Annotated in this window: 9 protein-coding genes; 5 read left to right on the top strand and 4 right to left on the bottom strand. The window is 49.6% G+C overall.

Going from position 1 to position 10,334, the window contains the following annotated elements; all coding sequences use genetic code 11:
• Positions 1-304 precede the first annotated feature (304 nt).
• Complete coding sequence (locus KDK19_RS14460) at positions 305-730, bottom strand: hypothetical protein (protein WP_257280491.1); 426 nt, start codon at positions 728-730, stop codon at positions 305-307.
• A 128-nt stretch (positions 731-858) separates the two neighbouring features.
• The gene (locus KDK19_RS14455; protein WP_257253146.1) at positions 859-2,847 is read right to left on the bottom strand and encodes an AAA family ATPase; all 1,989 of its coding nucleotides are present in this window, start codon (positions 2,845-2,847) and stop codon (positions 859-861) included.
• 395 nt (positions 2,848-3,242) lie between these two features.
• Here KDK19_RS14455 and KDK19_RS14450 point away from each other — a divergent pair, with 395 nt between their 5' ends.
• Both KDK19_RS14450 and coaE read left to right on the top strand, forming a co-directional pair.
• Positions 3,243-4,115, top strand: coding sequence for an A24 family peptidase (locus KDK19_RS14450; protein WP_257253147.1), 873 nt, complete (start codon positions 3,243-3,245; stop codon positions 4,113-4,115).
• Positions 4,116-4,122: 7 nt separating this feature from the next.
• Positions 4,123-4,725, top strand: coding sequence for a dephospho-CoA kinase (gene coaE / locus KDK19_RS14445; protein ID WP_257253148.1), 603 nt, complete (start codon positions 4,123-4,125; stop codon positions 4,723-4,725).
• A gap of 34 nt (positions 4,726-4,759) precedes the next feature.
• Here coaE and KDK19_RS14440 read toward each other — a convergent pair whose 3' ends face one another.
• A complete protein-coding gene (locus KDK19_RS14440; protein ID WP_257253150.1) occupies positions 4,760-6,382 on the bottom strand; it encodes an NAD+ synthase in 1,623 nt (540 codons plus the stop codon).
• Between the two features lie 111 nt (positions 6,383-6,493).
• Positions 6,494-8,584 (bottom strand): EAL domain-containing protein, encoded by a 2,091-nt coding sequence (locus KDK19_RS14435; protein ID WP_257292236.1) that lies wholly within the window; start codon positions 8,582-8,584, stop codon positions 6,494-6,496.
• Between the two features lie 213 nt (positions 8,585-8,797).
• Between KDK19_RS14435 and KDK19_RS14430 the strand changes: the two genes are divergently transcribed.
• The 3 genes from KDK19_RS14430 to KDK19_RS14420 form a co-directional block, all read left to right on the top strand.
• The gene (locus KDK19_RS14430) at positions 8,798-9,364 is read left to right on the top strand and encodes a GspH/FimT family pseudopilin (protein ID WP_257274233.1); all 567 of its coding nucleotides are present in this window, start codon (positions 8,798-8,800) and stop codon (positions 9,362-9,364) included.
• Positions 9,361-9,831: a type IV pilus modification protein PilV gene (gene pilV, locus KDK19_RS14425; protein WP_257253235.1), complete on the top strand. Its 471-nt coding sequence runs from the start codon at positions 9,361-9,363 to the stop codon at positions 9,829-9,831. The genes KDK19_RS14430 and pilV overlap by 4 nt, the downstream gene beginning before the upstream one ends.
• 3 nt (positions 9,832-9,834) lie before the next feature.
• Positions 9,835-10,334 (top strand): PilW family protein (locus KDK19_RS14420; RefSeq protein WP_257292235.1); only part of this gene is annotated, 500 nt, incomplete at its 3' end.

Genomic DNA, 10,334 nt, shown 5'->3' with positions numbered 1-10,334 from the left:
CCTCAATTTCTTGCAATCCTCGCTACGGACGCTTAAGTCCGACAGGCTGCCAGGGGTTCGGCTGGAAATAGCCGCCTGATGGCCGGGCTTGTTCCAGTCCCTCTTCGCCGGTAATGCTAACCATCCTGACTCCCTGCGCGGACTTTGATTTTTCTGGTGGTGGTCTGGGCGATCAGGGTTTGTTTAAACTCTTGTAGCATTTTCACATATTGATTCCCATGGCCGATCACTTACTTGATTTCTTTAACAACACTCTTTCGATGATCAGCGATTTGTACCTGTTCCCTGCTACTTATCGGGTACGCTAATGAAATATCAAAGGAAAGAAGACTAGCCGGGCCAGTGGCGAAGCGGGATGAGCATAGATGCCCAGTTTTGATGCTCCAATGTTCATTACCCCAACACGTTCAGATGGCAGTAAATCAGATAAAGTGGGCATCAGAGCTACCTGCGCTTCATCTTTTTCAAGAAAAGCTAATGCGTCGTGTCGGTTGCGGTGCAGCCAATGTACCAGCAATGACGGATAAGTTTCAGCAATCGTTGCATCAAGCTCAGTTAAAAACGCCATGGAAATTTGTACGTCGTAGCAAATTTTGAACTCAGTAATCTTCATATCCTGAGCAGAAAGTGCTACCTGTTCAAATTCTTTCGCCTGCTTCGCCAGATGATTTGCGCGAGGATACAGATAGAGAGCGAACTCGGTTGGGAGTGCTTTTTTACCCTGAATCACAAAAAGTGATTGCCCTAAAATATCTTTTTGGCACAGGGTCTCTCTGACCGGATATTTTTCTTTTCAAGCAGTGTTTAATGAGTCGTTCTGAGTCATCAGGCTAATTCACCCGGTGGTATGCACACGCATCATAAATACAACCCTTCCGAAATACACTCATTTTTAAGGTACATAATCTGCTCTCTGGCCTTTCTGAAGTCTGTCTGTGTGACCCGAATTCGGCGCTCGCGCAGGGCCAGCAGACCGGCCTCTGTGCAGATGGCCTTGATGTCAGCACCACTGAGGTTATCTCTGGTTATGATGAACTCTTCGAGATTGACGTCTTCGGCCAGGGCCATCTTGGCGGTGTGGATGTTGAAGATTTTTTTCTGGGTCTCGGAGTCCGGTACAGGGAACTCGATCTTGCGGTCGATGCGACCGGGCCGGATGAGAGCCGGGTCAAGTGCCTCAATGCGATTGGTGGCCATAATGACCTTGACGTCGGTGCGGCTATCAAATCCGTCAAGCTGGTTCAGGAGTTCCAGCATGGTGCGCTTGATCTCGTTCTCGCCACTACTATGTGACTCGTAGCGTTTAGTACCGACGGCGTCGATCTCGTCAATGAAGACGATGGACGGCGCATACTCCTCTGCAGCGCGGAACAGCTCACGCACCAGTCTGGCACCGTCGCCAAGGTGCTTCTGAATGAGCTCCGACCCGACGACGTGCAGGAAGGTGGCGCTGGTATGGTGTGCGACGGCCTTGGCCAGCAGCGTTTTACCGGTTCCGGGCGGCCCGTAGAAGATGACCCCCTTAGGTGGGGAAATGCCAATTTCATCGTAAAGCTCCTGATGTGTGAGCGGCAACTCGACGGCCTCCTTGATTTCCTGTATCTGTTTCTCCAGGCCGCCAATATCAACGTAAGACTCCATCGGGGCTTTCTCGACCATCATCACACGAACCATGGGGTCGACCTCATCCGAAAGTACGCCAATGATGGACATCTGCTTGCTGTGAAGGAGCACCTGACCGCCCGGCTCCAGCTTGTCCCTGTCCACGAAGGACATGATGTTCACGTAGTGCGGCAAACCGTCCGACCCGCTGACGATGGCATGGTTTTCATCGATGATCTCCTCCAGTACCCCCACTTTCATTGGCGAGCCGCGAACCTCATCCACCATTAACTGCTCCCTGTCGATACTGCTCTCCCGGTTCAGGCGGCTCTGATTCGTGATGTACTCTTCCTCCAGCAGCAGGTAGTCATTGATGCGTTGCAGTTTGAGCAAGCGCAGCCTGCACTGTACATGTGGCTTTACATCCGGCAGTCTTTGCGCCGCAGTGACGGCAGAGCGGAACTGGCGACGTTTGGATCCGCCACCCTGTGGTGGCGGGGGAGGAGTGTATTTCTTGTGTTGCGCGCGTTTCGCATCCTTATTCTCTTCGTCTTGCTGGTCTTTACCCTGGCCACCAAGGCCACCGGGGCCAGCAAAAGAGCTCGGACTCTGCCCCATAAGCTGTTTTTGATGGTTTTGTTTTTGTGTATGCATTCCTGCAGTCAGGCTCTTGCCGCAATGAGTGCAAAGTAGCTTATTCCCATTGCTCTGAAAATCTGCAGGGCTGGATGAAGCCGAAGCTGAAAGAATTGAGGCTTGTGGCAAAAGCGTTGTCGATTGCATGTCATTGGAGCTTGCTTCTGCCCTTATGGTTGCATAGGTGAAGTGTCTTGCAGCTGGTTCATTAGGCGTTGGCTTGACCGTCAAGGTGCTGGCTGCAAGCTCTTTCTGTATTGAGACTTCTTTCTCGTGAGCAAATTCAATAACATCGGGCACCGGCGGGAGTGTTGGGGTGGGTGTAATAAAATTATCATCGTCTTTCAGTTCGTAGAGCACTTTCTTTTGGGTGTCGCCAGATTCCTCGATAACCGGTGGCAAACTTTCGTTAGATAAATGCCTGTTCGATGCTTCGGATAAATCATGTTTGGCTTGATGAACAGTACCCGAGGTATATGCAATATATCGCATGTTTTCAGCATTAACAGCTATTACTTCTATTTGATAAGGGGAGGCATAAAGGAAAGCAGGACAGCCGGTAATCAGGCTTAACAGAAGACGATAAAAGAAAATAAACCTAAGTCTCATTTGGCACCATGCAATACTTTTCGAGTTCAGACCGGGTGGCCACCACGATGATTGTAGTGCAATGTAGAGCCCATGAAGCTTTTTGATGTGAATCGGTATCTGGTTATGTCACACCCTCCGGCACTGTAGCTGCCACTCTCAACTACAGACCGAAATGCATTAATTTGCTCCAATGTAATCATTGTTTTTGACACATCATAGCCATTTTGAAATCGATAAGGACAACCTGACAGACCAATAGAGTTTGCCCATAAGAATGCACTGAATCCAAAAATCAAGTAGAGTAAGATCAGAAAACAGCCATGAGCCAAAGTGTCGCTGCTATCAAATTATAATGTGTCTCTGGATCTGAACATGCGGCACTTTCATATTAAGAAAACCGGATTTATTGACTAATGGCACTCTTAGAATTACTCCAGTCTTCACCCACTTATTTCTATCTCATCCTGCTCCTGGTCGGCCTTCTGGTTGGTAGCTTTCTCAATGTTGTTATTCTGCGCCTGCCGGTAATGATGGAACGGCAGTGGAAGCTGGAGTGTCTGGAAACACTTCACCCGGACAAGGTTCCTGCTGAGATGGAACCTTATAACCTGATCAAGCCCGACTCCACCTGTCCGAGCTGTGGCCACAAGATCCGGGCCTGGGAAAATATCCCGGTTATCAGCTATCTGTTTTTGAAAGGCCGTTGCTCTTCCTGCAAAACCTCTATTTCTGTTCGCTATCCGATCATTGAGGTAGTCTCTGCCCTGCTGACCGTTGCTGTTGGCATCTACTTTGGCGCCACGCTCCAGACGATTTTACTGTGCTGTTTAGTCTGGTCCCTACTGGCATTGAGCATGATTGACCTGGACACCCAACTGCTGCCGGACAGCATTACCTTGCCCTTACTCTGGCTGGGCCTGCTAGCCAACAGCTTTGAGTTATTGATTCCTTTAGAGGACGCGGTGCTGGGTGCTGCTGCCGGTTATCTTTCACTGTGGTCTGTTTACTGGCTATTCAAACTGCTGACGGGCAAAGAAGGTATGGGCTACGGCGACTTTAAACTACTGGGGGCACTCGGTGCCTGGATGGGTTGGCAAATGCTACCTCTGATTATTCTGCTGTCCTCACTGGTGGGAACGATTGTCGCGGTGGTGCTAATCATCCTGAAAAAGCAGGAGCGGAGCAACCCTATTCCCTTTGGGCCTTATCTGGCCGCTGCGGGCTTTATTGCCCTGCTTTGGGGAGAAACACTGGTTCAATCTTATCTGCAGATTATGGGACTGTGAGCTGAACATGAGTAAGTTGGTTATTGGCGTAACGGGCGGCATCGGCAGTGGTAAAACCGCCGTTACCGACTACTTTTCCAGTCTCGGTATTACCGTAGTGGATGCGGACCAGGCTTCAAGAGAAGTGGTGGAACCCGGTCAGCCAGCTCTGCAGAAAATTGCAGAAAGACATGGTCAGGATATTCTTACTGACGAAGGCACTCTGGACCGAAGAAAGCTCAGGGACATTATTTTTAATGACGACAGCGAACGTTTATGGCTGGAACAGTTGCTGCACCCTTTGATTCGTCATCAGATTATTCAGGAACTGGAAGCGTCCGAGTCTCCTTACACCATCATGGTTTCGCCGCTTCTGGTAGAAACAGATCAACACTTGCTCACCCAACGTATCCTGGTTGTCGATGTTCCTGAAGACACTCAGTTGGCAAGAACCATGAGCCGCGACGGCATGAGCAAAGAACAAACCCGGGCTATTATGGCGAGACAGGCTTCCCGTAAACAGAGGTTGGAGAAAGCCAGCGACGTGGTTGATAACAGCGGCTCGCTGGAGCAGCTGTTTAAACAACTGGATGAGGTTCACCAGACCTATATGGCTCTGGCAAACGCATAAGCGCGACCGGGGTAGTCCGGGTTTGTTCAGACCATCAAATACCCGGACGCCAGCCGTTGGTAATCGGGTAACGGCGGTCACGTCCAAAACCGCGGGGCGTAATACGAACCCCCACCACCGCCTGCCGACGTTTGAATTCATTAACATCAATCAGACGCAACACCCGATAGACAGTATCCCGGTCAAAGCCGGAATCGATAATGGCTTCAGCGCTTTTATCTTCTTCCACATACATTTCGATGATTCGATCCAGCTCGTCGTAGGGAGGCAGACTGTCTTCGTCTACCTGATCAGGTGCGAGTTCGGCAGAAGGTGGACGATCAATCACCCGTTGCGGAATAACATAACCCAGAGAGTTACGGTACTCGGACAACTCAAAGACAAGCGTTTTTGGTACATCTTTCAGAGCATTGTAACCACCGCACATATCGCCATAGAGCGTGGCATAGCCTACCGCCATTTCACTCTTATTGCCGGTAGTGAGGACCATGTAACCTTTCTTGTTGGAAATGGCCATCAGCATGACGCCCCGGCAACGGGACTGGAGGTTTTCTTCTGTGGTGTCTTTTCGGGTATTCTCAAACTGAGAACTCAGCATTGACATAAACGCATCAAACATCGGCTCAATAGGCATGACGGAATAATCGACACCCAGAATTTCGGCTTCTTCCCGGGCATCTTCGAGACTCATGTTTGAGGTATAGCGGAAAGGCATCATAACCGCCTGAACCCGTTCGGCGCCCAAAGCGTCGGTGGCAATGGCCAGAGTCAAGGCAGAATCAATCCCACCGGATAAACCTAACACAACCCCTTTAAAGCCATTTTTATTCACATAGTCACGAACTCCCGTGACCAGAGCATTGTAGACTCGTTCGTGCAGGCCAGGCAGCTCGGCAACGTCTTCCTGATCAAACGTCTTGTCTGCTATGTCGAAACAGGTTTTGTAGAGACCTTCGGCAAAGTAATCGGCCCTGACAGCGACCTGTCCATTGCCGTTCATGGCAAAAGAGCCACCATCAAACACCAGCTCATCCTGTCCACCCAGGAGGTTGACATAAAGCACGGGAAGACCCGTTTCTAGACAACGGTTGCGGATGGTCTGGTAACGGATAGTGTGTTTATCTTTATGAAAGGGGGAAGCGTTGAGGCTCAGAACCAGCTCCGCCCCGGCATCTGCAGCCTGCTGAGCGGATGAGGGATACCAGAGATCTTCACAGACAGTCAGAGCCAGTTTTACCCCTTTACACTCATAGACGCAGGGTTCATGTCCCGACATGAAGTAGCGCTTCTCATCGAATACCTGGTAGTTAGGCAGATGTTGTTTTGCGTATCGGGCCATCACCTGACCGTCTCTAAGGACCACTGCCTGATTTTCCAGACCATGTGCTCCCATGGCAGGTAATCCAATCACCAGATCAATACCTTTGACCACACCGAGCTTGCTGATAGCCTGCTCAATTCTCAACACCATACTGGGCCTGAGTAACAGATCTTCAGGTGGATACCCGCAGAGTGTCAGTTCAGGAAAAACCACCAGATCGGCCTGATGCTGATCACGCGCTTCTTCAGCCGATTCGATCACCCGCTGGGTGTTGCCGTCTATATCACCCACTTTGAGGTTAAGCTGGGCCATGACGATATTGAGCTTTGCTGACATTAAAAAGCCTGATCTCTTAATCTTCAATCTGTGAGCCGGCTATTTTCAACGATGTTGCAGTCAGTGTAAAACTCAAAATCTTCCTTGATTACGGGGAGGCTGCGTCAGCCACTAGAAGTCCCCCTCAAAATCAAAGTCCATATGTTCCACAGGCTCCTGAAGGAAGTCGCCCTGGATGAAATCGACACCGGTATGCCACAGCGGGGCCATCTCAACAGCACTCTGAACCTGAGGAACGATCACTTTCTGCCCCTTTTCCGATAAAGCGAGGACCATTTTCTTGAGTTCTTTACCCTGATTTTCGCTGGTTAGATCTTTAGTGAAAGAAGGATCAACCTTGACATAATCCACCGCCATTGGCGCAATGGTTTCCATAGGGTTCAAACTGCAGCCAAATTCACTCACTCCGGTACTGCAACCCAGCGCCTTGACCGCCTTGAAAAAGTCCGGAGCCTGTTTATTGAAGCGGACAATATTCTGTTCACTGATTTCCACAATCACCGACGAAGCAGGCATAGCTGCCGCCTTGAGTGCAACGCCCAACCAGGGCAAAAACTCTTTCTCCAGAATGGCATTGCCGCCAAGATGCATGAAGAGTCGGATGTTATCCTTATTCTGGGTTCTGCTCAGAAGCTCTTTTCCTGCTTCTATGACCTGCCAGCGATCGACTTTGCTCCAGAGAGCATTTTTGTCCAGCTTATTTCTAAATGTCACTGAGTCATGTTCACGACCTCTGGTATCCAACATACGCAACTGAACTTCAAAGTGCTTTTCAGAAGAACCTTTCAAACTGACCACTGGTTGATATTTCAATTTAAAATTGTCATTTTTCAGAGCCTGGCTGACCATTCCTGCCAGATGCTTCTCAACCGAACTGACCGCATTAACCTTACGTTTCTGATAGAAACAAAGTTTTCCGCCGCCTTCTTTTTGGGCCTGAATAGCAGCATGGCGAGCTCTGACCAACTGAGTATCAGGATCACTGTTGGAATCGGTCAGCATGACACTACCCAGACTCAGCCTGACCGGAAGCTCATTGCTGCCCAGTGTGACCGTCTCTTGTGTAACCGCTTTAATGACTTGATCGGCCAATTCCCGCACCGACTTTTCATCACTGGCTTTCACCAAAGCCATGATACAGTCACCGCTCCAACTGGCAGCTTGATGTTCTATTAACTCCAAACCAAGACGTGAACTGACTTCTTTATAATAGGGCTGGCTGACTCTTTTACCGCCTTTGGCATGAAGCGCACGCAGTGAATCGAGAGTAATACAAAGCAAGGCAAACTGGTCTTTACCCGCAACCACTCTCTGCATGGCAACATCCATCTGCTCTTTGAAAGCTTCTTTATCATAGAGATGGGTTTCGCTATCAAGACGGGCCACTTCGACGTCTTTATGCTCAACATCCGAGGCCTCTTCAGTTTCCTGGAGCCTAACCAGCAGACTCAGTGTATAACGTCCCTCAAAGGAAGTAGGACTGACTATAGCCCTGACAGGCACTTCATTATCCTGAACTGCCAGCAACGGACACTGAATCGCTGCCAGGGCCCGGCCACTGTCTTCGATACTGTTCAGGAAATCACCCACTTCCCTGCGATCTTTTCCCGCCACCAGATCAGTAAAGGGTTTACCGAGAAGACTGGCATTGCCATCCAGACCCACCAGCTCATTGAATGCCGGGTTTGAGTATTTAACCTGACCTTCACTGATATAGATGATGGCATCCACCTGATCGTCCAACAGGTGACGTCTCTGTTTCTCTGATTCATTCAGGGCAACGCTCATCAGTCGATGGTGACGGCGGGCGTTAAGGTCGGCAATTTCCCGATCAGAAGTCAGCAGAAGCAGTTCATCATTGTCTTGAGCAATAACACTTCTTACTCCCAGCTTGAGCCATTGCAACTGTTCTTCTTCCGGTTGTTCTGACAATACTATCGAAGGAATGTCCCTGCCCTGCTGGTCAACCCGATCAAGCACTGAACTGATCGTTAATCCCTCTGGCAGCTCGGCTGAAGAGATAATCATCAAATCCCATTTCTGATGACCAGACAGAGCTTCTTCCAGACTCTTTATAGAAGTGACATGATGAGCACGGGTCGGGTATCCGGCATCCCGATAAACATTAAGCAGTGCCTCAGCTTCTTCAGAGGAAGTATCCACTATGAGCAGCCGGATGGTATCCCTGTTTTCCTGCTCCATGACATTGACCTGATTCAACGAGAGTTTAAGGGTTATCTCATTCTTATAACTGCCATGCGGCCGAAATCATTAGCCCCCTGTCAAAAAACCATCCCTGTTTTTATCTCATTGGCTGCTTTGATAATAATTCCGCAGGTTCTCTACCCCTTCACCCGAATCATCAAAATCCACTTCTAAACTGATCAGATAAACGCTAAAAACCGGTCAGATCTCATGGGGCACTCAAACAGCCTTGAGCCCGGGGCAAAAAACAGCCCTGAGCCTGGAGAAAAAGGATTTTCATTAATTGAGCTGATGATCACTCTGTTGATCGCCGGGATTATTGTTGCCATGGGACTGCCACAACTGAGGGAAGTCTCGAACACCATTCGTTTCTCAAACATTCAGCAAAACCTCCTTTCAAACCTGCTCTACGCCCGCAGTGAAGCCGTTAAAACCGGCAGCAATACCATCGCCTGTGCATCCACTGACGGGACTACCTGCGCAGCAGATCCAACCCTTTGGAGTCAAGGCTGGGTCATTTTCACCGATGAAAACAGTAACGGCGTATTTGACGCAGGAGTCGATACCTTGAGACGCTCACAGACAATAGAATCTATCGCCTCAATTACCTGGAGTAACAGCACGCCAATCGTGTTTCAGGGAGATGGCACCGTCAACAACACCAGTTCAGGCAACTTTCTTATTTGCGACAGTCTGACAACATCGAAGATCGCCAGAGGTGTTACCATTAACCTGTCTGGTAGAGTACGCTCCGCCAACTCAGTGGTTTGTCCATGAATTCAGGACGTTCCCAAGCAGGCATGACCCTGGTAGAAGTTCTGATCACAGTCGTCATTCTGGCTTCTGGCCTCTTAGGTATGGCCGCTTTACAGACCCGAAGCATCAGTTACAACAACATTGCCTATCTCAATTCCCTATCCAACATCCTTGCCTACGACATGCTCGACAGGATCAAAGCCAACCCGGTCTACGCACTTAACGGGCCCGGTTATTCGGCCAGTGTCGGCAATGCGCCCGCTGCTTATCCTAATGATTGCGACACCGCAGATTGCACACCCGCTGAGTTAGCCCGTTATGACATTGCGCAATGGAAGTTCATTCTGGACGCCCAGCTCCCCGATTCAGACGGTTCAATTGTCAAAACCGATGTACCAGAGGGCCGGAACTACACCATCACGATCTTCTTTGATGACAGCAAAGGACAGCAGACCCGCCGCCAGGTGATTCTCAGGAGCACTCTATAAATCATGAACCACATCAAGCAGAAGGGACTCAGCCTGATTGAACTGATGATTGCCATGTTATTGGGCATTTTGATCATTGCCTCAGTCACTCAGGTCTTTCTGAGCAGCAATAATTCCAATCGATTGAACTTTCAGCTGGGACTGATGCAGGAAGCAGCACGAATTGCCGTAAGCTCCATTTCGAGTGACGTCCGTGTAGCAGGATACACAGGCTGCAATAGAGAAACTTCTATTGGAAATGCCCTGCTTCAAAATAGTGCCAGCCATGAATGGCTCACCGCTGAACAACCTATTCAGGGATTGAACCTTTCTGACACCCGGTCAAAGATGGACGCTCAGGCCACCTCGGAAAGCCTGCTGATCTTTAAGGTTAATCCCGACATTGTTTTCTCCGTAACCCACCATGACACCTCCACATCGACTCTGACACTGGACCGCAACATCGGCTCAACCCTGTCAGTAGGCCATGCTGCTGCCATCACCCGTCAAGACTGTTCTCAGGT

Source organism: Endozoicomonas sp. ONNA1, assembly GCF_024606325.1.
In the GTDB taxonomy this organism is placed as follows: Bacteria; Pseudomonadota; Gammaproteobacteria; order Pseudomonadales; family Endozoicomonadaceae; genus Endozoicomonas_A.
The sequence above is the reverse complement of the archived record's forward strand: the minus strand, read 5'-3'. Positions and strand labels throughout refer to the sequence as shown.